Annotated in this window: 26 protein-coding genes; 15 read left to right on the forward strand and 11 right to left on the reverse strand. The window is 73.1% G+C overall.

Annotated elements, in window-relative coordinates:
• The first annotated feature begins 112 nt into the window (after nt 1–112).
• The 3 genes from CTZ28_RS32000 to tyrS all read left to right on the forward strand — a co-directional run bounded on the left by CTZ28_RS32000 (nt 113) and on the right by tyrS (nt 4402).
• Nucleotides 113–1675 carry a TldD/PmbA family protein gene (locus CTZ28_RS32000; RefSeq protein ID WP_398657158.1) on the forward strand — a complete coding sequence of 521 codons (1563 nt, stop codon included), beginning with the start codon at nt 113–115 and terminating at the stop codon, nt 1673–1675.
• Nucleotides 1672–3066: a metallopeptidase TldD-related protein gene (locus CTZ28_RS32005; protein ID WP_121893215.1), complete on the forward strand. Its 1395-nt coding sequence runs from the start codon at nt 1672–1674 to the stop codon at nt 3064–3066. Before CTZ28_RS32000 ends, CTZ28_RS32005 begins: the two co-directional genes overlap by 4 nt.
• Nucleotides 3067–3133: 67 nt before the next feature.
• The gene (tyrS, locus tag CTZ28_RS32010) at nt 3134–4402 is read left to right on the forward strand and encodes a tyrosine--tRNA ligase (RefSeq protein WP_121893216.1); all 1269 of its coding nucleotides are present in this window, start codon (nt 3134–3136) and stop codon (nt 4400–4402) included.
• A gap of 61 nt (nt 4403–4463) precedes the next feature.
• Here tyrS and CTZ28_RS32015 read toward each other — a convergent pair whose 3' ends face one another.
• Nucleotides 4464–4751, reverse strand: a complete 288-nt coding sequence (locus tag CTZ28_RS32015; RefSeq protein ID WP_121893217.1) for a GlsB/YeaQ/YmgE family stress response membrane protein — start codon at nt 4749–4751, stop codon at nt 4464–4466.
• A gap of 258 nt (nt 4752–5009) precedes the next feature.
• On the opposite strand from CTZ28_RS32015, the gene CTZ28_RS32020 reads away from it, so the two are divergent.
• A complete protein-coding gene (locus tag CTZ28_RS32020; protein WP_121893218.1) occupies nt 5010–5408 on the forward strand; it encodes a DUF3099 domain-containing protein in 399 nt (132 codons plus the stop codon).
• 217 nt (nt 5409–5625) lie between these two features.
• Nucleotides 5626–5829, forward strand: a complete 204-nt coding sequence (locus CTZ28_RS32025) for a hypothetical protein (RefSeq protein ID WP_121893219.1) — start codon at nt 5626–5628, stop codon at nt 5827–5829.
• A 116-nt stretch (nt 5830–5945) separates the two neighbouring features.
• On the opposite strand, the gene moaA is transcribed toward CTZ28_RS32025, so the two are convergent.
• From moaA to CTZ28_RS32040, 3 genes are all read right to left on the reverse strand, one after another.
• A complete protein-coding gene (gene moaA / locus CTZ28_RS32030) occupies nt 5946–6935 on the reverse strand; it encodes a GTP 3',8-cyclase MoaA (RefSeq protein ID WP_220795465.1) in 990 nt (329 codons plus the stop codon).
• Nucleotides 6936–7081: 146 nt separating this feature from the next.
• A complete protein-coding gene (locus CTZ28_RS32035) occupies nt 7082–8701 on the reverse strand; it encodes a solute symporter family protein (protein WP_121893221.1) in 1620 nt (539 codons plus the stop codon).
• Nucleotides 8698–9054 carry a DUF485 domain-containing protein gene (locus CTZ28_RS32040; RefSeq protein ID WP_121893222.1) on the reverse strand — a complete coding sequence of 119 codons (357 nt, stop codon included), beginning with the start codon at nt 9052–9054 and terminating at the stop codon, nt 8698–8700. Before CTZ28_RS32040 ends, CTZ28_RS32035 begins: the two co-directional genes overlap by 4 nt.
• Before the next feature lie 247 nt (nt 9055–9301).
• On the opposite strand from CTZ28_RS32040, the gene CTZ28_RS32045 reads away from it, so the two are divergent.
• From CTZ28_RS32045 to CTZ28_RS32060, 4 genes are all read left to right on the forward strand, one after another.
• Nucleotides 9302–10828 carry a S8 family serine peptidase gene (locus CTZ28_RS32045; protein ID WP_121893223.1) on the forward strand — a complete coding sequence of 509 codons (1527 nt, stop codon included), beginning with the start codon at nt 9302–9304 and terminating at the stop codon, nt 10826–10828.
• Nucleotides 10829–10935: 107 nt separating this feature from the next.
• Nucleotides 10936–12465 carry a S8 family peptidase gene (locus tag CTZ28_RS32050; protein ID WP_121893224.1) on the forward strand — a complete coding sequence of 510 codons (1530 nt, stop codon included), beginning with the start codon at nt 10936–10938 and terminating at the stop codon, nt 12463–12465.
• 147 nt (nt 12466–12612) lie between these two features.
• The gene (locus CTZ28_RS32055; RefSeq protein WP_121893225.1) at nt 12613–13992 is read left to right on the forward strand and encodes a CoA transferase; all 1380 of its coding nucleotides are present in this window, start codon (nt 12613–12615) and stop codon (nt 13990–13992) included.
• Nucleotides 13993–14126: 134 nt separating this feature from the next.
• A complete protein-coding gene (locus CTZ28_RS32060) occupies nt 14127–15143 on the forward strand; it encodes a CopD family protein (protein ID WP_121893226.1) in 1017 nt (338 codons plus the stop codon).
• A 59-nt stretch (nt 15144–15202) separates the two neighbouring features.
• On the opposite strand, the gene CTZ28_RS32065 is transcribed toward CTZ28_RS32060, so the two are convergent.
• Both CTZ28_RS32065 and CTZ28_RS32070 read right to left on the reverse strand, forming a co-directional pair.
• On the reverse strand, nt 15203–16246 hold the full coding sequence (locus CTZ28_RS32065; protein ID WP_121893227.1) for a zinc-dependent alcohol dehydrogenase family protein: 1044 nt from the start codon (nt 16244–16246) through the stop codon (nt 15203–15205).
• 123 nt (nt 16247–16369) lie between these two features.
• Nucleotides 16370–17089, reverse strand: a complete 720-nt coding sequence (locus tag CTZ28_RS32070) for a VIT1/CCC1 transporter family protein (RefSeq protein ID WP_121893228.1) — start codon at nt 17087–17089, stop codon at nt 16370–16372.
• A gap of 222 nt (nt 17090–17311) precedes the next feature.
• On the opposite strand from CTZ28_RS32070, the gene CTZ28_RS32075 reads away from it, so the two are divergent.
• The 5 genes from CTZ28_RS32075 (at nt 17312) to CTZ28_RS32095 (ending at nt 22560) form a co-directional block, all read left to right on the forward strand.
• On the forward strand, nt 17312–18301 hold the full coding sequence (locus CTZ28_RS32075) for a DEDDh family exonuclease (RefSeq protein ID WP_121893320.1): 990 nt from the start codon (nt 17312–17314) through the stop codon (nt 18299–18301).
• A 568-nt stretch (nt 18302–18869) separates the two neighbouring features.
• The gene (locus CTZ28_RS32080) at nt 18870–19103 is read left to right on the forward strand and encodes a hypothetical protein (protein ID WP_121893229.1); all 234 of its coding nucleotides are present in this window, start codon (nt 18870–18872) and stop codon (nt 19101–19103) included.
• A gap of 49 nt (nt 19104–19152) precedes the next feature.
• A complete protein-coding gene (locus CTZ28_RS32085) occupies nt 19153–19944 on the forward strand; it encodes an SURF1 family cytochrome oxidase biogenesis protein (RefSeq protein ID WP_310887636.1) in 792 nt (263 codons plus the stop codon).
• Between the two features lie 70 nt (nt 19945–20014).
• Nucleotides 20015–21799 carry a glycoside hydrolase family 15 protein gene (locus CTZ28_RS32090; RefSeq protein ID WP_121893231.1) on the forward strand — a complete coding sequence of 595 codons (1785 nt, stop codon included), beginning with the start codon at nt 20015–20017 and terminating at the stop codon, nt 21797–21799.
• A gap of 5 nt (nt 21800–21804) precedes the next feature.
• Nucleotides 21805–22560: an SDR family oxidoreductase gene (locus tag CTZ28_RS32095; RefSeq protein ID WP_121893232.1), complete on the forward strand. Its 756-nt coding sequence runs from the start codon at nt 21805–21807 to the stop codon at nt 22558–22560.
• A 34-nt stretch (nt 22561–22594) separates the two neighbouring features.
• On the opposite strand, the gene amaP is transcribed toward CTZ28_RS32095, so the two are convergent.
• From amaP to CTZ28_RS32120, 5 genes are read right to left on the reverse strand one after another with little or no spacing between them, the layout of a single operon-like run.
• Complete coding sequence (amaP, locus tag CTZ28_RS32100) at nt 22595–23206, reverse strand: alkaline shock response membrane anchor protein AmaP (protein WP_183154691.1); 612 nt, start codon at nt 23204–23206, stop codon at nt 22595–22597.
• On the reverse strand, nt 23178–23840 hold the full coding sequence (locus CTZ28_RS32105) for a DUF6286 domain-containing protein (protein WP_121893233.1): 663 nt from the start codon (nt 23838–23840) through the stop codon (nt 23178–23180). Before CTZ28_RS32105 ends, amaP begins: the two co-directional genes overlap by 29 nt.
• A complete protein-coding gene (locus tag CTZ28_RS32110) occupies nt 23837–24280 on the reverse strand; it encodes an Asp23/Gls24 family envelope stress response protein (RefSeq protein ID WP_121893234.1) in 444 nt (147 codons plus the stop codon). Before CTZ28_RS32110 ends, CTZ28_RS32105 begins: the two co-directional genes overlap by 4 nt.
• The gene (locus CTZ28_RS32115; RefSeq protein WP_121893235.1) at nt 24277–24471 is read right to left on the reverse strand and encodes a hypothetical protein; all 195 of its coding nucleotides are present in this window, start codon (nt 24469–24471) and stop codon (nt 24277–24279) included. The genes CTZ28_RS32110 and CTZ28_RS32115 overlap by 4 nt, the downstream gene beginning before the upstream one ends.
• Nucleotides 24472–24521: 50 nt before the next feature.
• Complete coding sequence (locus CTZ28_RS32120; protein ID WP_121893236.1) at nt 24522–25007, reverse strand: Asp23/Gls24 family envelope stress response protein; 486 nt, start codon at nt 25005–25007, stop codon at nt 24522–24524.
• Between the two features lie 87 nt (nt 25008–25094).
• On the opposite strand from CTZ28_RS32120, the gene CTZ28_RS32125 reads away from it, so the two are divergent.
• The gene (locus CTZ28_RS32125) at nt 25095–25820 is read left to right on the forward strand and encodes a nucleopolyhedrovirus P10 family protein (protein ID WP_121893237.1); all 726 of its coding nucleotides are present in this window, start codon (nt 25095–25097) and stop codon (nt 25818–25820) included.
• Nucleotides 25821–25834 lie beyond the last annotated feature (14 nt).

The raw sequence follows: 25834 nt of genomic DNA on the forward strand, positions 1-25834 counted from the left end.
CTTCGGCGAGGAAGCCGGCACCGACAGTGGCGCACGCGGGTCGCTGTCGGGTCTCTACAGAAAGAACGGGCGGCGGAGGGAAACGTGTGGTCCGCGGGCGCGGTCGCGCGACATGATCGGACCGACAGGCCACGACAGCAGGGAGACCTCCGTGCCTCATTCCATCGACGAAGCCTTCACGGCGCTTCCGCTACGGGCCCTCGCCGACGCCGCGCTGGCACGCGCGCGTGCGCTGGGGGCCGAGCACGCGGACTTCCGGTTCGAACGGGTGCGCAGTGCGTCCTGGCGGCTGCGGGACGCCAAACCGGCCGGATCGTCCGACACCACCGACCTCGGGTACGCGGTGCGGGTCGTGCACGGCGGCACCTGGGGCTTCGCGTCGGGGGTCGATCTGACCCTCGACGCCGCCGCCAAGGTCGCCTCGCAGGCCGTGGCGATGGCGAAGCTGTCCGCCCAGGTGATCAGGGCCGCCGGGTCGGACGAGGTGGTGGAGCTGGCGGACGAGCCGGTGCACGCCGACCGGACGTGGATCTCGTCGTACGAGATCGATCCGTTCTCGGTGCCCGCCGAGGAGAAGTCGGCGCTGCTGGCGGACTGGAGCCGCCGGCTGCTCGCGGCGGACGGCGTCAACCATGTGGACGCCTCGCTGCTCACCGTGCACGAGAACAAGTTCTATGCCGACACCGCGGGGACCGTGACCACGCAGCAGCGGGTGCGGCTGCATCCGCAGCTGACCGCGGTGTCGGTCGACGAGTCCAGCGGCGAGTTCGACTCGATGCGCACCCTCGCGCCGCCGGTCGGCCGCGGCTGGGAGTACCTGACCGGCACCGGCTGGGACTGGGACGACGAGCTGGCGCGGATCCCCGAGCTGCTCGCCGAGAAGATGCGCGCGCCGAGCGTCGAGCCGGGCCCGTACGACCTGGTCGTCGACCCGTCCAACCTGTGGCTGACCATCCACGAGTCCATCGGCCACGCCACCGAGCTGGACCGGGCCCTCGGCTACGAGGCCGCCTACGCGGGCACCTCCTTCGCCACCTTCGACCAGTTGGGCAAGCTCAAGTACGGCTCCGAGCTGATGAACGTCACCGGTGACCGCACCGCCGAGCACGGCCTGGCCACCGTCGGCTACGACGACGAGGGCGTCGCGGCCCAGTCCTGGGACCTGGTGAAGGACGGCACGCTGGTCGGCTACCAGCTGGACCGGCGCATCGCGAGGCTGACCGGCTTCGACCGGTCCAACGGGTGCGCGTTCGCCGACTCGCCCGGGCATGTGCCCGTGCAGCGCATGGCCAACGTGTCGCTCCGGCCTGACCCGGCGGGGCTGGCCACGGAGGACCTGATCGGGGGCGTCGACCGCGGGATCTATGTCGTCGGCGACCGGTCCTGGTCCATCGACATGCAGCGCTACAACTTCCAGTTCACCGGGCAGCGCTTCTTCCGGATCGAGAACGGGCGGATCACCGGTCAGCTGCGGGACGTCGCCTACCAGGCCACGACCACCGACTTCTGGGGCTCCATGGCGGCCGTCGGCGGCCCGCAGACGTATGTGCTGGGCGGCGCCTTCAACTGCGGCAAGGCCCAGCCGGGACAGGTGGCAGCCGTGTCCCACGGCTGCCCCTCCGCCCTCTTCAAGGGCGTCAACATCCTCAATACCACGCAGGAGGCCGGTCGATGAGCGCCCGTACCAACAAGCCGCACGAGGTCGTCGAGCAGGCCCTCGCGCTCTCCCGGGCCGACGGCTGCGTGGTGATCGCCGACGAGCACTCGACCGCCAACCTGCGCTGGGCGGGCAACGCGCTGACCACCAACGGCGTCACCCGCGGGCGCACGCTGACCGTCGTCGCCACCGTGGACGGCAAGGAGGGCACGGCGTCCGGGGTGGTCTCCCGCTCGGCCGTGACCGCCGAGGAGCTGGAGCCCCTGGTGCGGGCCGCCGAGGCCGCCGCGCGCGGCGCCGGACCAGCCGAGGACGCCCAGCCGCTGATCACGGGGGTGCCGGAGGCACCGGACTTCACGGACGCGCCCGCCGAGACCTCGTCGGCGGTGTTCGCGGACTTCGCCCCGGCGCTCGGCGAGGCGTTCGCACGCGCGCGTGCGGGCGGCCGGGAACTGTACGGCTTCGCCAACCATGAACTGGTCTCCACGTATCTGGGCACGTCCACGGGGCTGCGGCTGCGGCACGACCAGCCCACCGGCACGCTGGAGCTGAACGCGAAGTCCCCGGACCGTACGCGCTCGGCCTGGGCGGGGCGCTCGACGCGGGACTTCAAGGACGTCGACCCGGGCGCGCTCGACGCCGAGCTGGCCGTCCGCCTCGGCTGGGCCGAGCGGCGCCTGGAGCTGCCCGCGGGCCGCTACGAGACGCTGCTGCCGCCGACCGCGGTGGCGGACCTGCTGATCTACCAGCTGTGGTCGGCGTCGGGCCGGGACGCCGCCGAGGGCCGGACGGTGTTCTCCAAGCCGGGCGGCGGCACCCGCCTCGGCGAAAAGCTCACCGAGCTGCCGCTGACCCTGCGCAGCGACCCGGACGAGCCGGGATTGGAGAGCGCCCCGTTCGTGGTCGCGCATTCCTCCGGTGGCGACCAGTCGGTGTTCGACAACGGGCTGCCGGTGCGCACCACGGAGTGGATCGGCGACGGCGAGCTGAAGCATCTGACGACCACCCGGCACAGCGCGGCCCTGACCGGGCTCCCGGTGGCCCCGGCGATCGGGAACCTGATCCTGGACGGGGGCGAGGACCGCTCGCTGGACGAGATGGTCGCGGGCACCGCGCGCGGGCTGCTGCTGACCTGCCTCTGGTACATCCGCGAGGTCGACCCGGCGACGCTGCTGCTGACGGGGCTGACCCGGGACGGCGTGTACCTCGTGGAGAACGGGGAGGTGACCGGGCAGGTCAACAACTTCCGGTTCAACGAGTCGCCGGTGGATCTGCTGGGGCGGGCCACGCAGGCCGGGCGGACCGAGAAGACGCTGCCGCGCGAGTGGAGCGACTGGTTCACCCGGGCCGCGATGCCGGCGCTGCGCATCCCCGATTTCAACATGAGCTCTGTCAGCCAGGGCGTATAACCTCGTAGGCGTTCCCGGTCGGCCGACGGCCGGCCGGCCGAAGATCATCCGAGGAGACACGAGAACCGTGACGGACATCGTCGACGAGCTGAAGTGGCGCGGGCTGTTCGCCCTGTCCACCGACGAGGACGCCTTGCGCAAGGCGCTCGCGGACGGTCCCGTGACGTTCTATTGCGGTTTCGACCCGACCGCGCCGTCACTGCACGTGGGGCATCTGGTGCAGGTGCTGACCGTGCGCCGGCTCCAGCAGGCCGGGCACCGGCCGCTGGCGCTGGTGGGCGGCGCGACGGGGCTGATCGGTGACCCGCGCCCGACCGCGGAGCGCACGCTGAACGACCCGGAGACGGTGGCCGGCTGGGTGCACCGGCTGCGTGGCCAGATCGAGCCGTTCCTCTCCTTCGAGGGGGAGAACGCGGCGGTCATGGTCAACAACCTGGACTGGACCGAGGGGCTGTCCGCGATCGAGTTCCTGCGGGACATCGGCAAGCACTTCCGGGTCAACAAGATGCTGACGAAGGACTCCGTGGCCCGGCGCCTGGAGTCCGACCAGGGCATCAGCTACACGGAGTTCAGCTACCAGATCCTCCAGGGCATGGACTTCCTCCAGCTCTTCCGGAGGTACGGCTGCACGCTCCAGCAGGGCGGCAGCGACCAGTGGGGCAATCTCACGGCCGGGCTCGATCTGATCCACCGGCTGGAGCCGCACGCGAGCGTGCACGCGCTGGCGACGCCGCTGATGACCAAGGCGGACGGCACCAAGTTCGGTAAGACCGAGGGCGGCGCGGTCTGGCTCGACCCGGAGATGACGTCGCCGTACGCGTTCTACCAGTTCTGGCTGAACGTGGACGACCGGGACATCTCCGCATACATGCGGATCCTGTCCTTCAAGTCCCGGACGGAGCTGGAGGAGTTGGAGCGGCAGACCGAGGAGCGTCCGCAGGCCCGGGCGGCGCAGCGCGCGCTGGCCGAGGAGCTGACGACGCTGGTGCACGGAGCCGACCAGACGGCCGCGGTGATCGCCGCGTCCAAGGCGCTGTTCGGCCAGGGCGAGCTGGGTCAGCTCGACGAGCGGACGCTGACGGCCGCCCTGTCCGAGGTGCCGCATGTCCGGGTGGCCGAGCTGGGCCAGGTGACCGACCTGTTCGCGGAGGTCGGCCTGGTGCCCAGCAAGTCGGCCGCGCGGCGCACGGTCAAGGAGGGCGGCGCCTACGTGAACAACGTCAAGGTCACCGCCGAGGACGCGGTCCCCGTCACGGAGGACCTGCTGCACGGCCGCTGGCTGGTGCTGCGCCGGGGCAAGAAGAACCTGGCGGCGGTCGAGGTCACGTCCGCCTGAGGCGAGAACGGAGGGCGGCCCCTCGCCCGGGGCCGCCCTTCGTTCCTGTCCGCCGCCGGTCTCAGGCCCGCCGCTGCTGCTGCTTCCTTCTGCCCCACAGCGCCATGTACGCCATGTCCCCGAGGAAGACGATGATGATCGCGGCGATGAGCTGGAAGAGGTGCCGCGTCCAGTCGATCCCCGAGGTCGAGGCGACGCCGGCAGCGCGGGCGACCGCGTTGCCCACGATGGCGCCGAGCATGCCGAAAATGGTGGTCAGCCAGAGCGGGCTGTGCTGCCTGCCCGGGATGACCGCCTTGGCGATCACGCCCAGCACGAACCCCACGATGATCGCCCACAACCAACCCATGGCTGCCTCCTCGTCCCGCTCCACATGAGCATTACGGCCAGTGTCGGACCGTCCGCCGAACGGCGCATGTCGGGTACGGCCGAATGGGGCACGCGCGCTACGCGAGACGGCGCACAACGTTCGCCCGAGCGGCAGGCGACCCGGTCTCGAAGGCGGCGCAGGGGCGGCGTAACGTGGATTCTGTCCTGGCCGGGTGTGCCACACCGGGTGTGGGTACGGGCCGGGAAGAGTCCCGAAGCGGGCGGATGGTGGAATGTGATGCGGAAGCAGCGCGGCGACGGCGGCGTCCAGGTGTTCCGGATCACCGGAGCCCGGACCGGGCTGGCCGAGGACGTGCGCGGCCGGCAGCGCCGGTATGTCATCTCGATGTCCGTCCGTACCGTCTCGGTGATCCTCGCGGTCGCGCTGTGGAACGTCGAACGGCCTGTCGCCATCGTGGCGTTGGTGCTCGGGGCGCTCCTTCCCTATGTCGCGGTGGTGATCGCCAACGCGGGCCGGGAGCGGCCGCCGTCGCTCCCGTCGACCTTTGTGACCACGCCGCTGCGGCCGATGATCACGCCGCCGCGTGCGAGGGAGGGACGGCCGGAACCCGACCCGGAGCATGCGCGGGCCGATCCGGCGACAGGGGTGGGCGGTGAACGGACCGACCCGGCATGAGCTCCGCGGACGCGGGGAGGCGGGCGTCCGGCCCATGGCCGGCGCAAAGAAATGCTTCAGATCAATCATGTTGTTCCGGTGCCGGGTGACGGGTCGCCCGTGACATACTTCCTACGCGCTCCGCATCCCCCGTCGGAGCGACGGACCGACGCCGGGCAGCTCCCCCCGTGGCTGCTCGGCGTCGCCTTGTGTGCGGGGCCTTTTGTGAGACAGACCGGTGAGTGACGCAATCTGTTCAGCCAAGGGGTGCCGGGCCGCCGCCGAGTGGGTGCTGGCCTGGAACAACCCGAAGATCCACCAGCCCGAGCGCCGTAAGACATGGGTGGCCTGCGAGGAGCACCGGGAGCACCTTTCGCAGTTTCTCGGGGTGCGGGGGTTCCTGAAGGACGTCGTACCGCTGCGGGAGTGGGAGGAGCGCTGAGCGCTCCGGCGCTCCGCTGGGAGAGCCGCGGGGGACGGGCGTCGGTCGTCTGCGGCGGCGTCGTGGCCGGTCGCGCAGTTCCCCGCGCCCCCATGGGGGCCTCCCGGGCGGACGCCTCAGCCGCCGATCGCCGACATGGGCCGCTCCGGCTGCAGGAACGACGGGTCGTCCAGACCGGAACCGGCCTTCTTGCCCCACATCGCGAGCCGCCAGATGCGGGCGATCTCCTCGTCGGGCGCACCGGAGCGGAGCGCACCGCGCAGGTCGGTCTCCTCCCGGGCGAACAGGCAGGTGCGTATCTGGCCGTCGGCGGTCAGCCGGGTGCGGTCGCAGGCCGCGCAGAACGGGCGGGTGACGGAGGCGATGACGCCGACGCGCTGCGGGCCGCCGTTCACCAGCCAGCGTTCGGCCGGGGCCGAGCCGCGCTCCCCGGCGCCCTCCGGGGTCAGCTCGAAGCGGGTGTTCAGGGCGGCCAGGATGTCCCCGGCCGTGACCATGCCCTCGCGCTTCCAGCCGTGCTGGGCGTCCAGGGGCATCTGCTCGATGAAGCGCAGCTCGTAGCCGTGCTCCAGCGCCCAGGCGAGGAGGTCCGGGGCCTCGTCCTCGTTCAGGCCCGGCATCAGGACCGTGTTGACCTTGACCGGGGTGAGGTCCGCGGCCCGGGCGGCGTCGAGGCCGTCCAGCACGTCCTGGTGACGGTCGCGGCGGGTGAGGGCCTTGAAGACGTCCGGGCGCAGTGTGTCGAGGGAGACGTTGACCCGGTCCAGGCCGGCCGCCTTCAGGGCCGCGGCCGTGCGCTTCAGGCCGATGCCGTTGGTGGTGAGGGACAGCCGGGGCCGTGGCTGCAGGGCCGCGGCGCGCTCGACGATGCCGACCAGGCCGGGGCGCAGCAGGGGCTCACCGCCGGTGAAGCGGACCTCCTTGATGCCGAGGGAGGTGACGGCGACGTCGATCAGGCGGACGATCTCGTCGTCGGTGAGCAGGTCGGGCTTGGCCAGCCATTGCAGGCCCTCCTCGGGCATGCAGTAGGTGCAGCGCAGATTGCACCGGTCGGTCAGCGAGACCCTCAGGTCCGTGGCCACTCGGCCGTAGGTGTCGATGAGCACGTGGGCCCGCTCCCTCGTCCCGAACACGCTTCTTCCGTCTCCTGTGAGCCTACGTGACACCGCTGACATCGGCCGACGGCCCGTCCCCCGGGGCAGCACACGGCCGCGTCGCGGATCCCTGCGACGCGGCCGTCCCTGCGGGTCGTTCAGTGTGCTCCGGTGCCGGTCAGGGACCGTACCTCCAGCTCAGCGTACTTGCCGGCGTCCGGTGTCTCCTTCGACAGGAGCGTGCCCACGACACCCAGCAGGAAGCCGACCGGGATGGAGATGATGCCCGGGTTCTCCAGCGGGAACCAGTGGAAGTCGACGTCGGGGAACATCGACGTCTCCTTGCCCGAGACCACCGGCGAGAACAGCACCAGGCCGACCGCGGTGACCAGGCCGCCGTAGATCGACCACAGCGCGCCGGTGGTGGTGAACCGCTTCCAGAACAGGCTGTAGAGGATGGTCGGCAGGTTCGCGGAGGCGGCGACGGCGAACGCGAGGGCCACCAGACCGGCGACGTTCAGGTCGCGGGCGAGGGCCCCCAGGACGATGGAGACGGCTCCGATGCCGACCGTGGCCCAGCGGGCCGCGCGCAGCTCCTGCTGCTCGGTGGCCTCGCCCTTCTTGATGACGTTGGCGTAGATGTCGTGGGCGAAGGAGGAGGACGAGGCCAGGGTCAGGCCTGCGACGACCGCGAGGATCGTGGCGAAGGCGACCGCGGAGATGGTGGCGAGCAGGATCGCGCCCCAGTTGGAGTCCACTCCGCCGAGGTGCAGCGCGAGCAGCGGCGCGGCCGTGTTGCCCGCCTTGTTGGAGGCGATGATCTCGTCCGGTTTGATCAGCGCGGCGGCGCCGAAGCCGAGGGCGAGGGTCATCAGGTAGAAGGCGCCGATCAGGCCGATCGCCCAGATCACCGACTTACGGGCGGCCTTGGCGGTGGGCACCGTGTAGAAGCGGATCAGGATGTGCGGCAGGCCTGCGGTGCCCAGGACCAGGGCGATGCCGAGCGAGATGAAGTCCAGCTTGGTGGTGCCGGTGAGGCCGTACTTGAGGCCGGGCTCCAGGAAGGCGCTGCCCTTGGCGCTGTTGTCGGCGGCCGAGCCGAGCAGGTCGGAGATGTTGAAGTTGAACTTCAGCAGGACCAGGAAGGTCAGCAGCAGGGCGCCCAGGATGAGCAGCACGGCCTTGACCATCTGCACCCAGGTGGTGCCCTTCATGCCGCCGATGGTGACGTAGACGATCATCAGGAGGCCGACCAGGGCGACGATGGCGATCTTGCCGCCGTCGCTGGTGATGCCGAGCAGCAGGGAGACCAGGACGCCCGCGCCGGCCATCTGGGCCAGCAGATAGAAGATCGACACGACGATCGTGGAGGTGCCGGCCGCGGTGCGGACGGGGCGCTGGCGCATCCGGTAGGCGAGCACGTCGCCCATGGTGTAGCGGCCGGAGTTGCGCAGCGGCTCGGCGACCAGGAGCAGGGCGACGAGCCAGGCGACCAGGAAGCCGATGGAGTACAGGAAGCCGTCGTAGCCGAACAGGGCGATGGCGCCCGCGATGCCGAGGAAGGACGCAGCTGACATGTAGTCGCCGGAGACGGCGAGGCCGTTCTGGAAACCGGTGAACTGCCGTCCGCCCGCGTAGAAGTCGCTGGCGTCCTTGGTCTGCCGGCCGGCCCAGACGGTGATGACGAGGGTCGCGGCGACGAACACCGCGAACAGGGTGATGATCAGCGTGCGGTGCTCGCTGGCCTCGCCCGCGGCCAGGGTGATCGCGGGGCTCATGCGCCGCCCTCCGTCCGGGACTTGATCGCCTCGGCCTTGGGGTCCAGCTGCGCGGCGGCGTGCCGCGCGTACCACCAGGCGATGAGGAACGTGGTGAGGAACTGGGCCAGTCCGAAGACGAGGGCCACGTTGATGTTGCCGAACACCTTGGTGCCCATGAAGCCGCCCGCGTAGTTGGACAGCAGCACGTACAGCAGGTACCAGACGATGAACGCGACGGTCAGCGGGAAGGCGTAGGAGCGGTAGGAGCGGCGCAGTTCACCGAACTCCGCGCTCTCCTGCACCGCGACGAACTCCTCGGTGGTGGGGAGTCGGTGATGGGGTTCAGAGTGGGGCGGTGTCTCGGTAGCCACGGATTCTCCTCGAGTCGCAAGTGGTGTGCGGACGGGGGCTCGATCGTGCGCGTGCTCCCTGTCGAAGGTCCACGGCGCCACGCGAGGACAGGTTCAAGTCCTATGAGTTCTTTCCGAAGTCGTCTTCCGAAGTCATTGCTGGCCAGCGAGGTGGGGAGATAGTTTCGCCCTGCGCCACCCGTCATGTACCTGCCCGAGCAGCACCTGTGTCTCGGGCGGTTTCGTTTTCGGATGATGTGGAGACCCCATGTTTCATCTGCGCTCCAGACGCCGGCTCGGCCTCGCCGTGCCGGTCGTGCTCTCGCTGACCGCGTCGCTCGGCTTCCTGCCGTCGGCGGCGTCGGCTGCCCCGGCGGCGGCATCGGCGGCCCGGGCGGCGGACGGTCCGGCACTGGCGTACGTCGTCAACACCACGACGGACCATCGCACCATCGCGTCGGTGCGGAAGGCGGTGGCCGCGAACGGCGGCAGCATCGTCGCGACGTACGACCGGATCGGCGTGATCGTGGTCCATTCGTCGAACCCCGGCTTCGGCCGCACGATGCGCGCCGTGCTCGGGGTGCAGTCGGCCGGCGCCACCCGCACCGCGCCGCTCAGCGCCGCGGGCACCACCGACGAGGGCGCCGTTCAGGTCCTGTCGAAGGCGGAGGCCGCGAGCCTCGCGCAGCGCTCGGCCCCGGGCCAGGAGCCCCTGGAGGCCGACCAGTGGGACCTGCGGGCGATCGGCGCCGACAAGGCCGCGCGGATCGATCCCGGCAGCAGGTCGGTGACCGTGGGCGTCATCGACACGGGCGTCGACGACACGCACCCGGACATCGCCCCGAACTTCTCGGCCGCGCAGTCCGCGAACTGTGTGAGTGGCAAGGCGGACACGACGTACGGCGCCTGGCGGCCGGTGGACGCGGACCACTACCACGGCACGCATGTGGCGGGCGAGATAGCCGCGGCCCGCAACGGAACAGGCGTCGCGGGTGTCGCGCCCGGCGTGCGGGTCGCGAGCATCACCGTCGCACAGCCCGACTCGACGCAGCTGTTCTACCCGGAGAGCGTCGTGTGCGCCTTCGTCTTCGCCGCAGACCACGGCGTGGAGATCACCAACAACAGCTACTACGTCGATCCGTGGCTGTACAACTGCATGGACGACCCCGATCAGCGGGCCATCGTCGACGCGGTCAACAGGGCCCAGCTGTACGCGCAGCGCAAGGGCACGCTCAATGTCGCCTCGGCGGGCAACTCCAACGACGACCTGGACGCGCGCGCCCTCGTCGACGACTCGAGCCCCGACGACTCGACCCCGGTGCCGCGCACCGTCGACCCGCACCGGTGCTTCGACGTGCCGACCCAGCTGCCGGGCGTGGTCACCGTCAGCGCGACCGGCGTCAAGGGCGCCAAGTCGTACTACTCCAGCTACGGCAAGGGCGTCGTCGACGTGGCCGCCCCCGGCGGCGACCGGTACCAGATCCCGGACACGCCGTCGCAGAACGGCCGGATCCTCTCCACGCTGCCGAACAACCAGTACGGCTTCCTCCAGGGCACCTCGATGGCCTCCCCGCACGTGGCCGCGGTGGCCGCGCTGCTGAAGTCCACCCACCCGCGCGCGACCCCGGCCCGGCTGCAGGCGCTGCTCAAGGCCCAGGCGGACAACCCCGGATGCCCGGCCGACCCGTACGACGGGGACGGCGACGGCGTCGTGGACGCGACCTGCGTCGGCGGCAAGCACGTCAACGGCTTCTACGGGTCCGGCATCGTCAACGCGCTCCGCGCGGTCCGCTGACGCCTGTTTCCCGCTGCGCCCCACGTCGCAGTCTCCCCCCCCCACGTCAGGATTCCCGCACGGCACGCTCGTATCTCATACAGCGAACGAACTGGAGACACAGACATATGACCGCACCCAAGCCGCGCCACGTCCGCGCCCTGTCGATCCCGGTCGGGATGGCCATGGCCACGGCCCTCGCGTTCCTGCCGAACGTCACCGCGTCCGCCGCGGACGCCACGACCACGGCCGCGGCCGCCGCCTCGGGTGACGCGACCTCGCTCAGCTTCGTCGTCAACGTCCGCCCGGGACCCGGCACTTCGAAGCAGGTGCAGAAGGCCATCGGCCGGGCCGGCGGCACGGTGGTGACCTCGTACGACCAGATCGGCGTGATCGTCGTCCACTCGTCGAACCCCGACTTCGCCAAGACCATCCGCACGGTGCGCGGCGTCGAGTCGGCCGGTGCCACGCGCAACGCGCCGCTGCCCGCGCAGTCGACCACGGACGTCGGCACCCCGAAGGTGCTCAGCGCCGAGGAGGTCGCCGAGGCGCAGGCAGTCGACGGTCAGGACCCGCTGGAGCCCCTGCAGTGGGACCTGCCCGCCATCAAGGCGGACAAGGCGCACGAGAAGACCCTCGGCAGCCCGAAGGTGACCGTCGCCGTCATCGACACCGGCGTGGACGACACCCACCCCGACATCGCGCCCAACTTCGACCGGCGGGCCTCCGTCAACTGTGTGACGGGCAAGCCGGACACGACCGACGGCGCCTGGCGGCCCAGCGCGTCCGAGAGCCCGCACGGCACGCATGTCGCCGGCGAGATCGCGGGCGCCAAGAACGGCGTGGGCATGACGGGCGTGGCGCCGGGCGTCAAGGTGTCCGGCATCAAGGTCTCCAACCCGAACGGCTACTTCTACACGGAGGCCGTGGTCTGCGGCTTCGTGTGGGCGGCCGAGCACGGCGTCGACGTGACCAACAACAGCTACTACACCGACCCGTGGTACTTCAACTGCAAGAACGACCCGGACCAGAAGGCCCTCGTGGAGGCGGTCGGCCGGGCCTCCCGGTACGCGGAGAAGAAGGGCACGGTCAACGTCGCCGCGGCGGGCAACGAGAACTACGACCTCGCGGCCGACTCGATCACCGACCCGGTCTCGCCCAACGACGGCACCCCGTCCGACCGGGTGATCGACCCCTCCAAGTGCTATGACATACCGACTCAGTTGCCGGGTGTCGTGACCGTCGCGGCCACCGGCGCGAAGGGCATCAAGTCCTCCTTCTCCAACCACGGCCTCGGAGTCATCGACATCGCCGCGCCCGGCGGCGACTCGACCGCCTACCAGACGCCTGAGCCCCCGGCGACCAGCGGTCTGATCCTGGGCCCGCTGCCCGGCGGCAGGTGGGGCTACATGGCCGGCACCTCGATGGCCAGCCCGCACGTCGCGGGTGTCGCCGCACTGATCAAGTCCACCCACCCGCACGCCTCGCCGGCCCTGGTCAAGGCGCTGCTGTACGCCGGCGCCACCGCCACGCCGTGCACCGACCCGTACGACATCAACGGCGACGGCAAGATCGACGCGGTGTGCGAGGGCTCGACGAACCACAACGGCTTCTACGGCTGGGGCACGGCGAACGCCCTGGCCGCCGTGACGAAGTGACACCGGGCACAGGCGGGCGGCGACCGGCACACCGGTCCGGGCCGCCCGCCTGTGCCGCTGTCCGCTCCCGGTGGACGGGGTGCCCGAATCACCACCGGCCCGCATCGATCCCCCGTAACTCCTGCATCACTCCTGCATAGTGCAGTCATGACTGACATCGCGTTCGCCTGGGCGGCGCTCGGCGGGGATCCGGCTCTCGTATCGCGTGTGTCGACCGTCGTGCGGCGGGGAGCGCTCGACGCCCGGCTGCCGGTGCGGGAGCTGGCGCGGGCCTGTGTGGGGGTGTGCGCGCTGGCCGCCGCCGAGCTGGGGGCGCGGCGGGCCGGGCTCGCCGAGGTGCCCGCGGTCCGGGTCGACGACGGTGCGGTGGCGACCGCCTTCCACAGCGAGCGGCTCCTGCGGATCGACGGGCGGGCACCGGTCGCTTTCGCGCCGCTGTCCCGGTTCTGGCGGACCGCGGACGGCTGGGTGCGCACCCACGCCAACTACCCCCACCACCGCAGGCGGCTCCTGGGCGCGCTGGAACTCCCGGCGGACGCCGCCGTGGAGCGGGTCGCCGCCGCGCTCGCCGAGCGGTCCGCGACGGACGTGGAGGAGCGCGTGTACGCGGCCGGCGGCCTCGCCGTCGCACTGCGCACGCCCGCGCAGTGGGCCGCGCACGAGCAGGCCGCCGAGGTGTCCCGGCGTCCGCTGGCCGAACGCGGCACGACCGGCCCGGCCCACGCGCGCGTGCTCCGGCCCCTGGCGGCTTCTCCCCTGCTCCCGGCCGCCGGGCTGCGCGTGCTGGACCTGACCCGGGTCATCGCGGGCCCGGTCGGCACCCGCACCCTCGCGCTGCTCGGCGCGGACGTGCTGCGCGTGGACCCGCCGTGGCTGCCGGAACTCCCCGACCAGCACGCCGACACCGGCTTCGGGAAGCGGTCGGCGACGCTGGACCTGCGGACCGGCCGCGAGACCTTCGAGGAACTGCTGGGCCGGGCCGACGTCGTGGTCACCGGCTACCGGCCGGGCGCCCTGGACCGGTTCGGGCTCTCCCCGCACGCACTGGCCGAGCGGCGGCCGGGGCTGGTCGTGGCGCAGGTGTCCGCGTGGGGCGCGTACGGGCCGTGGGGCGGGCGGCGCGGCTTCGACAGCCTGGTGCAGGTCGCGACCGGCATCGCGGCGGTCGAGGGCACGGCGGGACGGCCCGGCGCGCTGCCCGCGCAGGCCCTGGACCACGGCACCGGCTATCTGCTGGCCGCCGCCGTGCTGCGGGCGCTGACCGAGCGGTCGTACGACGGCCGGGGCCGGTTCGTGCGGCTGGCGCTGGCCCGGACCGCGGACTGGCTGACCGGCGGGGTGGAGCGGGACGCGCCGGGCGACGCGGCACAGGACGCCGACGACGGCACCCCACCCCGACTCATCGAGCGGGACAGCGCCCTCGGACGGCTGCGGTACGCCCCACCGGCGCTCTCCTTCACCGACGGCCCGGCCGACTGGCCCCGCCCGCCCGGTCCCTGGGGGACGGACGCACCGCGCTGGGCCTGAGCGCACCGGGGCGCACGGGGCGCGGGCGGCGGGGCGGGGTGAAGTGGCCGGGAACGTACGGGCGGACGGAGGTCCCTTCGTCGGCTGCTTTCCCCGGCTTGCTCCCGTTCGGGGCGGCTGGCGAAGATCCGGGGGTGACATCGATACGACCGACCGCCGAGGCGGACGGCACGCGGGGCACCGGCCGCCGGACCGGGACGCGCCGGGCCGCCGCCGTGCTGGCCCTGCTGGCGCCGGCCGCGCTGATACCCCTGCTGGGACCGTCCGCCGCGCTGCACGGCACCGGGGAGGCCGCCGCCCCGGGCGCCGGCGGCATAGCCCTGCTGCGGACGGTGCTGTTCGCCGCCTTGTGCGTACCGGTGGGCGAGCTGTTCGTGAACCGGCTGGCCCGTGGGCTGCCGGGCGCGCCGTCCGACGCTCCCCGCAGCTGGGCGCCGTACGCGGCCGTCGCCGGTTTCCTCGCCGCGCTCGGGCTCGCCTCGGTCGTGGCGACCGGCAACCTGGTGCCGCACAGCCCCTCCCAGATCGACATCGGCGGCCTCTACGGCACCCGGGACGGCGCGCTCGCCCTGCTGGAGGTCAACGCGTTCGTCCTGGCCGGGCTGTGCGCCCTGGGCCGCCGGCCCGGCCGCCAGTTCTGGCCGCTGGCCGCGGTCGTCTGCGCGGAGGCGCTGCGCGCTCACCCGACGACCGAGCACACCCCGCTGATCGGTACGGGCCTGACCCTCGTGCATCTGACGTCCGCGGCGCTGTGGACCGGCGGCCTGCTGCACGCGCTGCGCACGCTGCGGCTGTGGCGCCGGGCCGGCGCCGGCGCGGCGGGCGCCGGGCTGCTGGGGCGCTACGCGCGCGTGGCCACCGGCCTGCTCGCGGCGGTCACCGCCACGGGCGTGTGGAGCACCCTGCGCCGGATGCCCGCGGACACGGTGCTGCCCCAGCTGACGGAGACGGCCTACGGGCGCACCCTGCTGGCCAAGGTGATCCTGGTGGCCGCCGTCGCCGTGCTCGCCCTGTGGGCGCGGATCCGGCTGCGCCGGGCGCCCGACCCGCTGACCGCGTACGTACCCGCGCGGGGTGAGGTGATCGTTCTCGGGGTGGCGGTCGCGGTGTCGGGGCTGCTGACCGCGCTGCCGCTGCCGATCCGCTGGTGACCCGGCCTGAGGGCGAGCCAGGCGGTCCTGACGACGGCTCGGACGGTGGGGGTGACGGCTCAGGCGGTGACGAGCACCTTCAGGGCCGTGCGCTCGTCCATCGCCTTGTAGCCCTCCGGTACGCCCTCCAGACCGACCGTCAGGTCGAAGACGGGCGAGGCGTCGACGGTGCCGTCGAGGACGTCCGGCAGCAGCTCCGGGATGTACGCGCGCACCGGTGCGACCCCGCCGCGCAGCGCGATGTTCCGGTCGAACATGACGCCCAGGTCGAGGCCGGTGCCGCTGCCGTGCGGCACGCCGACGTAGCCGATGGCGCCGCCGTCCCGGGCGATCCGCACGGCCGTCTGCATCGACTGCTCGGTGCCGACCGCCTCGACGACGGCGTGCGCGCCCCGGCCCCGGGTGAGCGCGCGCACCGCCTCGACGGCGGCCTCCCCGCGTTCGGCGACGACGTCGGTGGCGCCGAAGCGGCGCGCGAGGTCCGTACGGGCCCGGTGCCGGCCGAGCGCGATGATCCGTTCGGCGCCCAGCCGGCGGGCCGCCAGGACGGCGCACAGGCCGACGGCGCCGTCCCCGACGACGGCGACGGTGGCACCGGGGCGGACCCCGGCGCCGAGGGCGGCGTGGTGGCCGGTGCCGAGGACGTCGGAGAGGGTCACCAAGGCGGACAGCAGTCGGTCGTCGCCGGCCGCGTCCTTGGGCAGCGCCACGAGGGTGCCGTCGGCGAAGGGCACGCGCACGGCCTCGCCCTGGCCGCCGTCGTAGCCGACGGAGCCCCAGAAGCCGCCGTGCTCGCAGGAGGTGGTCAGGCCCTCGCGGCAGTAGTCGCAGACGCCGTCGGACCACTTGAAGGGCGCCACCACGAGGTCGCCGCGGCGGACGGTGTCCACCTCGGAGCCGGTCTCCTCGACGACGCCCAGGAACTCGTGTCCGATCCGCTGCCCCGGCTGCCGGGGCGCCTCGCCGCGGTAGGCCCACAGGTCGCTGCCGCAGATGCAGGCGCGCAGGACCCGCACCACCGCGTCGGTGGGCAGCCGTACGACCGGCTCCGGCACGTTCTCCACGCGGATGTCGTACGGGGCGTGGATGGTGGTGGCGCGCATGGCGGAGGTCCTTCGGGTGCGGTGCGGGTGTGGTGCGCCCGGGAGTGATCGAGCCCACTTCACGGTACGTCGTCCACCCGCCCGCCGGCGTCGGGCGGCCCCGCGCGTCGGCCGGCGTACGGGTCAGACCCCGACCGCCCCGAGCAGTGTTCCGACCGCGTAGGTGACGCCCATGGCCAGGGCTCCGCCGGCCACGTTCCGCAGCACCGCGCGGCCGGGGGCCGCCGCGCCCAGCCGGGCGCTGCTCCAACCGGTCAGCACCAGGGAGGCCAGGACGGCCGCCACGGTGACCGGGAGCCGCCGGTCCGCGGGCAGCAGCACGATGGCGAGCAGCGGCAGCAGCGCGCCGACCGTGAAGGCCAGGAAGCTCGCCCACGCCGCGTGCCAGGGATTGCTCAGCTCGTCCGGGTCGATCCCCAGTTCCACGCGCGCGTGGGCCCGCAGCGCGTCCCGCGCGGTGTACTGCTCCGCCGCCTCCCGCGCCACCTCCCGGGACAGCCCGCGCTCCTCCAGCAGCCCCGTCAGCTCCTCCAGTTCGGCCTGCGGCTGCTCCCTCAACTCCCGCTTCTCCAGGGCCAGAGCGGCCCGCTCCGAGTCCCGCTGGGTCGACACGGACACATACTCGCCCGCGGCCATCGACATCGAACCGGCGAGCAGTCCGGCGAGTCCGGCGGTGAGCAGGGCGGCACGGTCGCTCGTCGCCCCGGCCACGCCGACGACGAGTCCGGCCGTGGACACGATGCCGTCGTTCGCCCCGAGGACGGCCGCCCGCAGCCAGTTCAGCCGGGAGCCGAGCGCGCCGCCGTGCGGCTCGTCGTGCGGGGGTTGCGTCGGTTCCGTCACAGGACGGAGGATCGCACCCCGCGCTCCGGCGCGCCCGCAGCGACGCTCCCGGGCGCCGGGCGCGCAACGGCCGTGGCGCGAGCGCACCTTGCCGGCCTGACGCGGCACCAGCGCCCGAACCGTGTGGTACGGGAGGCGAATTGACGCCGGATCCGGTACGACGGGCGGCGCCGGGAGCCTCGGGGACCGGGCTGTCGGTCCCGGCCCGTATCCTCAGTGACCATGCTCGAAGACCGTACGACCGCAGCGTCCTCCCCCACCCGGTGGCCGGCCGCGTATCCGAGGGGATACGCGGTCGTTGACGTGGAGACCACCGGCCTGGCCCGGGACGACCGGATCATCTCCGCGGCCGTCTACCGGCTGGACGCGCACGGCGAGGTCGAGGACCACTGGTACACGCTCGTCAACCCGGAGCGCGATCCGGGCCCGGTGTGGATCCACGGTCTGACGAGCGAGGTACTGACGGAGGCGCCGCTCTTCGCGGACATCGCGGAGGAGTTCGCCGACCGGCTGGCGGACCGGGTGCTCGTCGCGCACAACGCCGTCTTCGACTGGCAGATGATCGCACGCGAGTACGCGCGCGCGAAGCGCGAGGCGCCGGTGCGTCAGCGGCTGTGCACGATCGCGCTGTCCAAGGAGCTGGGGCTGCCGCTGCCCAACCACAAGCTGGAGTCGCTGGCGGCGCACTTCGGCGTCGTACAGCGGCAGGCGCACCACGCGCTGGACGACGCGCGCGTGCTCGCGGAGGCCTTCCGGCCCAGCCTGCGGGCCGCGGCACAGGGTGATGTCCGCCTGCCGCTGCTGGAGTGCCGGCCGCTGACCGAGTGGAACGACACGCCCGCGCCGCGGATCGGCCGGCAGGCGGGCGGCGGCTACGGGCCGAGCAGTTGGCGTCCCGCCCGCAGGCGGCCCGCGTGCCCCTACCCCAACCCGGGGCGCTGGGAGGTGGGCGGACGGCTCAAGCAGGGCATGCGGGTCGCGTTCTCCGGGGACACGTCGGTCGACCGGGAGCTGCTGGAGGACCGGGCGACCGAGGCCGGGCTGCATGTGGCGACGAGCCTGTCCCGCGTGACCAGCCTGCTGGTCACGAACGACCCCGACTCGGGCACCTCGAAGGTGGTCAAGGCCCGGCAGTACGGGACACCGGTGATCGACGAGGCGGCATTCGGCCAGCTACTGAGAGACGTGGAACCGGCGCCCCCACGGCAGTGACCGCGCGATGGACGGTGCGCGGGGCGCCGGTGCGGCGGGCGACTGCGCGCGGTGCGACGGACGTCGGTGCGAGGGCGGGTGTCGGGCGACGGTGCGGCAGGCAGCCGACTGCGCACCGCGCCGGATGACGGTGCGCCGGGCGGTCCAGCACACGTCCGGGGCGCCGTACGACAGGCGGCCTGCTGCACGCCAGGCCTGCGGGTGACAGCGCGACGGACGGCCGACTGCGCACCGGGCGACGGACGTCGGTGCACCGGGGGTCAGGCGTCGGTGCGGCGGGCGTCGGTGCGGCCGGTGTCAGGCGACGGCGCGACAGCGGAACACCACACGCCCGGGCTGCCGTACGACGGGCGGCCGACTGCGTACCGGGCGACGGACGACGGTGCGGCGGGCGACGGGCGGAGGTACGCCGGGGGTCAGGCGGCGGGCGGCCCAGTGCGCGTCCGGGCCACCGTGCGGGAGCCAGCTGCATGCCAGGCCGGCAGGCCGCCGTACGGACGGGTGATTGGCGGGCGACTCGCCCGGCTGTCGCTCGCTCGGGCGACAGTGACCACCCACTCTGAGCCCCATGGCGAAATGCGAAGTTTGCGGCAATGAATACGGAATGACATTCGAGGTGCACGCCCAGGGCGCGGTCCATGTCTTCGACTGCTTCTCCTGCGCGATCCACCGCATGGCCCCGGTCTGCGAGCACTGCCAGGTCTCGATCATCGGCCAGGGCGTGGAGGCCGACGGCCAGTGGTACTGCGGCGCCCACTGCGCCCGCTCCGCGGGGAAGACGGGGATCGTGGACCGGGTGTGAACCGGTACCCGACTGAATGCACCCGACGCCGGAGTTGTACGGTCGACTGGTGTACCGCTTCCTGTTGACCCGGCAGTGGGTGATCCTCACCCTGATCACCCTGCTCCTGATCCCTGTGATGATCGAGCTGGGCTTCTGGCAGAAGCACCGGTACGAGGAGCGCAGCGCCCGGAACCAGTTGGTCACCGACGCCCTGTCCGCCGAGCCCGTACCCGTGGAGCAGCTGACCTCGCCCGGACACAGGGTGACCCGCACGGAGCGCTACCACAGCGTCACCGCGACCGGCACCTTCGACACCGGCCACGAGGTCGTGGTCCGCCGCCGCGTCAACTCCGACGACGAGGTCGGCTTCCATGTCCTCACCCCGTTCGTACTGGGCGACGGCAAGGTGCTGCTGGTCAACCGCGGCTGGATCCCGGCGACCGGGTCCCAGACCGCCTTCCCGAAGGTCCCCGAGCCGCCCGCGGGCCGCACCACCATCACGGGGCGACTGAAGGCCGACGAGACGACCGCGGCGAGCGGCATCAAGAACGTCGAGGGGCTGCCGGACCGCCAGATCATGCTGATCAACAGCGCGGAGGAGGCGCGGCGGCTCGGCACCGACGTGCTCGGCGGCTACGTCGAGCAGACGGCCCCCGAACCGAAGGGCGACACCCCGCAGCAGATCTCCGACCCGGGCAAGGAAGACGCCCCGCTGAACTACGCGTACATGGTCCAGTGGTGGCTGTTCGCCGCCGCGGTCCCGGTCGGCTGGGTCGTCCTGGCCCGCCGGGAGGCGCGGGAGCGGGCCAGGACGGCGGACGGCGAGTCGACACCGCGGGCGGAGCCGGCCGCCGTGTGACCGCCGGGCGCATCACCCGCCCGGCCGCGCCCCGGATTGCCCCGTCGGCGCACCGGGAACCCGGATTCCCGTGCACCCCCGCATCGAGGACTACGCCCTCATCGGCGATGAACAGACCGCTGCCCTGGTCGGCAAGGACGGCTCGATCGACTGGCTGTGCCTGCCCCGCTTCGACTCCGGCGCCTGCTTCGCCAGGCTCCTGGGCGACGAGGAGAACGGGCACTGGAGGATCGCGCCCGTGGGCGCGGACAGGTGCACCCGCCGCGGCTACCGCCCCGACACGCTGGTCCTCGACACCGAGTGGGACACCCCGCAGGGGACGGTCCGGGTCACCGACCTGATGCCGCAGCGCGACCGCGCCCCCGATCTGATCCGGATCGTGGAGGGCGTCAGCGGGCGCGTCACCGTGCACAGCGCGCTCCGCCTCCGCTTCGACTACGGCTCGATCATCCCGTGGATGCGCCGCTCCGGCGGCCACCGCGTCGCCGTCGCCGGACCGGACTCGGTGTGGCTGCGCAGCGAGCCCGAGGTGCGGACCTGGGGCAAGGACTTCGGCACGCACTCCGAGTTCACCGTCGCGGAGGGCGAGAGGGTCGCCTTCGTTTTCACCTGGCACCCCTCGCACGAGCCGCGGCCCGGCCTGGTCGACCCGTACGAGGCGCTCGGCTCCAGCGTCCGGGACTGGCGGCGCTGGGCGGCCCGGTGCCGTTACGACGGCCCGTACCGGGACGCCGTCGTACGCTCCCTGATCACCCTCAAGGCGCTCACCTACCGGCCGACCGGCGGCATCGTCGCCGCGGCCACCACGTCGCTGCCCGAGGAACTGGGCGGCGTGCGCAACTGGGACTACCGCTACTGCTGGCTGCGTGACTCCACCCTCACCCTCGGCGCCCTGCTGTCCGCGGGCTACCACAGGGAGGCCGAGGCCTGGCGCGACTGGCTGCTGCGCGCGGTCGCGGGCGACCCGGCGGACCTGCAGATCATGTACGGCGTGGCCGGTGAGCGGCGGCTGCCCGAGTTCGAACTGCCGTGGCTGGCCGGCTTCGCCGATTCGGCGCCGGTGCGGATCGGCAACGGCGCCGTCAGCCAGTTGCAGCTCGACGTGTACGGCGAGGTCCTGGACTCGCTGTGGCTGGCCCGGCGTTCCGGGCTGTCGCCGAAGCCGCACATGTGGTCGATGCAGAACATCCTGCTTGAATGGCTGCGCACCCACTGGCAGCAGCCGGACGAGGGGCTGTGGGAGGTGCGCGGCGGGCGCCGGCACTTCGTGCACTCGAAGGTGATGGTGTGGGTGGCCGCCGACCGGGCGGTGCGCACGCTGGAGGAGTACCCCGAGCTCCCCGGGGACATGGCGGGCTGGCGGAAGCTGCGGGACGCGGTGCACCGCGAGGTGTGCGAGAAGGGCTACGACCCGGACCGGAACACCTTCACCCAGTACTACGGCTCGCGGGAGCTGGACGCCGCCCTGCTGCTCATCCCCCGCGTCGGGTTCCTGCCGCCGGACGACCCGAGGGTGATCGGCACGGTGGACGCGGTCCGCGCGGAGCTGGGGCACGACGGCTTCGTTCGGCGCTATGCCGGCTCCGGCACCGGCATCGACGGGCTGCCGGGCGGCGAGGGCGTCTTTCTGGCCTGCTCGTTCTGGCTCGCGGACGCGCTGCATCTGACGGGCCGTGCCCAGGAGGCGCGGGAGCTGTTCGAGCGGCTGGTGGGACTCGCCAACGACGTGGGGCTGCTGTCCGAGGAGTACGACCCGGTGGCCGGGCGCCAGCTGGGCAACTTCCCGCAGGCGTTCAGCCATATCGCTCTGGTGAACACCGCCCTCGTACAGCTCGGGGGCGGCGGGGCAGGATAGGGGCCATGGATCTTGGACTGAAGGACCGGGTGTACGTCGTCACGGGGGCCACGCGCGGCCTTGGCAACGCCGCCGCGCGCGAACTGGTCGCCGACGGGGCGAAGGTGGTCATCACGGGGCGGGACGGGCAGCGGGTCGCCGACGCGGCGGCCGAGCTGGGCGGCGACGCGGTCGGGGTCGCCGTGGACAACGCCGACCCGGACGCCGCCGCGCGGCTGATCGCGACCGCCCGCGAGCGGTTCGGCGGCTTCGACGGCGTGCTCATCAGCGTCGGCGGGCCGCCGCCGGGGTTCGTCGCGGACAACACGGACGAACAGTGGCGGGCGGGGTTCGAAGCGGTGTTCCTGGGCGCGGTGCGGGTCGCTCGCGCGGCGGCCGCCGAGCTGTCGGAGGGCGGTGTCATCGGGTTCGTGCTGTCCGGGTCGGTGCACGAGCCGATCCCCGGGCTGACGGTCTCCAACGGGCTGCGGCCCGGGCTGGCCGGCTTCGCCAAGTCGATCGCGGACGAGCTGGGGCCGCGCGGGATCCGGGTCGTGGGGCTGCTGCCGTCCCGTATCGACACGGACCGGGTGCGCGAGCTGGACGGGCTGTCCGCGGACCCGGCGGTCACCCGGGCGGCGAACGAGGCACGCATCCCGCTGCGCCGGTACGGCACGCCGGCGGAGTTCGGCCGGGTGGCCGCGTTCGTCCTGTCCCCGGCCGCCTCCTACCTGACCGGCATCATGATCCCGGTCGACGGCGGAATGCGCCACGGCTTCTGACCCCACAACACCGACGCCGAGCGAGCCCCGGCCGTCAAGTCACTCGCTCCGCGCGGTGCTTGACCGCGCGTAGGCGTACTTCCGCCGGCAGCGCTGACAGGCCCGCGGAGTCGCGGGCGCGGGCCAGGGACTCGTCGGCGAGCTGTCGCAGGGCCGTGCCGGGGTTGACGTCCGCTTCCAGCTGGAGCCAGATCCGGGCCCCGGGGGCGGTGCGGCGGCCGGTCAGCGTCGCCTGGGCGTGGGCCACCCCGTCCAGCCGGGCCGCGTCGTCGACGAGCACGGTCTCCAGGGCCCGGCCGCGCAGCAGCGCACCCGCGCCGTCGCCCGTGTCGACGAGCACCTCGGCCAGCCGACGGCGACGCAGCACCGCGGTCAGCCACCACAGCGCGAGCAGGACGAGGACGGCGAGCCCGGCGATGACCGCGGGCCACCACCAGCCGGCGTGCTGCCACCGGGTCCGCCGGGCGTCGCTGAGCAGCACGTCGTGCGGCCCGCCGTGGATCCACCAGGACGGCGGCCGGACGCCCAGGCCCACGGCCAGCACCGGGCCGCCGAGGGCGACCAGCAGCAGCCCGATGATCCCGATCAGCACTCGGTTGACGATCCGGAGCACCGCGTCACCCCCTCCGTCCGGGCCGGGCCACATGCACCGACAGGGCGGGCGGCCGGACCAGGCCCAGTCCCCGGACCGCCGCGGCGAGCGTGAGGTCCAGGTCGGCGCGTACCTCGTCGAGTTCACGGAAGTGCGCGACGGCCCGGACGTCGGCCTTCCGGCGCCGCATCCGCACCCGTACCGACCGCACGCCCGAGACCTCCATGGCCCGGTCGCGCAGCACCTGGGCGGCGGCGGCCCGCTGCAGCCCGGCCCGGACATCGGGGTGGCTGCGCCGCATCGGCAGCAGGTTCCGCAGGCCCGGCGTGACGGCGAGCGCGATCAGCCACAGGCCGAGGAGGGTGGCGACACCGGCGCCGGCCAGCACCCAGATGTCGTCGAGGGGCCGCTGCGCGAGCTGGTGGGCCAGTGCGCGGCGCCAGTGCATCGCGGGCTGGTGGACCCGTACGGCGGCGATGTCGTACAGGAAGACACCCGCGCCGAGCACGAGCAGCAGCGCGACGATGCCGGCGGGCACCCGGCGCACGGACCAGAACCGGCCGTCCCGGCCGTTTGGGCCCGGCGCGGCGGGCGGTGGATCGTAGTCCGCGGCCGAGGCGGACTGATCGAGTGCCGGGCCGGCCGACTTCTCGACGACCCCGGTCTCCGCGCCCTGGGGCTCACTCATCGCGTCCTCCCGTCCGCGCCGTGCCCCGGTGCCGGATGCAGCCGCTCGACCTCCACGGCGACCTCCGGCACCTCCATGTCCACCAACGCGCCTACCCGCTCGGCCACATGACGACGCACGGCCGCGCACCGGGCGCCGATGTCGGTCGGGTAGTCGAGTTCGAGATGGACGCGGACCCGGGCCGAGGCGGTGGCGGTGCCCCTGGTCCTGGCGGACTCGACGACCGGGGGGCGCACGACGACGGTCGCGTGCGGGGGCGCGGCGTCCTTCGGGAGCCGGCCGACGGCCTCCCGCGCGGCCTGCGCGGCGATCTTCGCGACGACCCGGTCGGCGATCCGGGTGGCGCCGCGCTCGCCGGGCACGACGCCGGTCACGGGACCGCGCGCCGCGTCGGCCCCTGCGCTCACCGGCTCGCCCACGGCACCGCTCACCGTCGTCATCGGCGCCGTTCGCCCTTGTCGTCACGGGTCCTGAAGAAGTCACCCGGTTCCAGGTCGCCCTCCAGGAACCGGCCGACCACGAACCCGATCGCCCCCAGGGCCGCCACCAGCAGGAACGCACCGAATCCGCCGAAGTACCCGGCGAAGCCCAGCGCCATCCCGGCGATCATGCCGACCACGGCCATGCTCATGCCGCCCTCCTCCGCTCCAACAACCGCGTGGTCCCGTCACCGCCCGAGCGTCACTGGATCCGCGGCTCCGGCTCCTCTTCTTCTTCCTCCGGGAGCTTGACATCACTCACCGCGATATTGACCTCGACCACCTCGAGGCCGGTCATCCGCTCCACGGCGGCGATCACGTTCTCCCGGACGTCCCGGGCCACGTCGCCGATGGACACGCCGTAGTCCACGACGATCTCCAGGTCGAGCGCGGTCTGCACCTCGCCGACCTCGGCCTTCACCCCGCGGGTCACCGACTTCGAACCGCCCGGCACCCGGTCGCGGACGGCGCCGAAGGTCCGGCTCAGCCCGCTCCCCATCGCGTGCACGCCCAGCACGTCCCGCGCGGCGAGCCCGGCGATCTTCTCCACGACGCCGTCCGCGATGGTGGTCCGGCCGCGGGTCGCCGGGTCCCCGCCGCCCCGTTTGGTGGCCTTGCGGGTCTGCACCGGTGTCTCGTTCTCGTCCTCTGAGCCCGTCGTCCGGTTCTGCTCCGTCGTGTCGCTCATCACCGTGCGTCCCTTCCGGTCGTCGTCCTTCGACCACGGTATGTGCGGTGACCGGATCGTGCGCCGGGAATGGGGCAGGCTGAAGGAATGACAGCGGAGGATCCATGGGCCCGGGCGGTACGGCAACAGGTGGGGCTCGGCAGGCTGCTGCCGCTCGGCGGCGCGCGGGACGGCGGCTGGATCACGGAGGCGGCGGCGCGGGCGGTGCTGCGGCGCGCGGCGGCGGAGGTGCCGGGGGTGCGCCTGGGGGCGCTGCGGATCACGCTCGCCGATCCGGACGAGGTGGCCGAGCCCGCCGTACCGCCGCCGCCGAGCGCGTTGCCGCCGGGGCCGCTGCGGGTGGCGGCGGACTTCGCGGCGACGGCCGCCGCGCCGCTGCCGGAGGCGGCGTCCCGGCTCCGGCTGGCGCTGTCCACGGCCGCTGACCGGCGGCTCGGGCTGACGGTCAGGGACGTGGACCTGCGGGTCACCGAGCTGCTGGACGGGCCGGCGGAACCTACGAAGGCGCGGATGCCGCAGCCGCCCCTGGCCCGGGAGGGCACGGACCCCGACGAGATCCGCGCGGCGACGGCGGCCCGGTCCGTGCCGGGCGTGGTCCGGCTGACCGGCGGCCTGGGCGGTCGGGGCCGGGGCGTGCACTGCGACGAACGGCGGGACGGGTCCGCCGCGTTGCCGCACCGGCATGTCCGGGTGGAGCTGGCGGTGGCCGAGGGCCACCGGCCGCGGGACGTGGTCCGTCAGGTGCGTACGGCGGTGGCGGCGGCGCTGGAGGGGCGTCCGACGGTGGCGGTGCTGGTCACCGCGGTGGGCTGAGCGCCGTCCCGCCG

The organism is Streptomyces shenzhenensis, from assembly GCF_003688995.1.
Classification (GTDB): domain Bacteria; phylum Actinomycetota; class Actinomycetes; order Streptomycetales; family Streptomycetaceae; genus Streptomyces; species Streptomyces shenzhenensis_A.